Annotated in this window: 1 protein-coding gene; it reads right to left on the bottom strand. The window is 66.2% G+C overall.

What is annotated here, in order from left to right:
- The coding region (locus tag IH54_RS0139065) for an FG-GAP repeat domain-containing protein (protein WP_031526473.1) at window positions 1–225 on the bottom strand (225 nt) is incomplete at both ends.

Genomic DNA, 225 nt, shown 5'->3' with positions numbered 1-225 from the left:
GCCGTCGCCGTTACCCGCCCACATCTTCAGGTTCCCCGAGCTGTCGCGGGCGATGATGTCCGCCTTCCCGTCGCCGGTGAAGTCCGCGGCCGCCGTCTGCGTGAAGTCCCAGCCGCCGGTGACCTGCTTGGCCGCGTTGAAGTAACCACCGGGGTTGTGGGTCCACATCTTCAGGTTCAAGGCGGAGTCCTGGGCGATGATGTCGGCCTGGCCGTCACCGTTGAA

Origin of the sequence: Streptomyces sp. NRRL F-5123 (genome assembly GCF_000721495.1) — a bacterium.
Lineage (GTDB): Bacteria > Actinomycetota > Actinomycetes > Streptomycetales > Streptomycetaceae > Actinacidiphila.
Note: the sequence above shows the minus strand (reverse complement) of the source record. Positions and strands in the feature narration are given on the sequence as shown.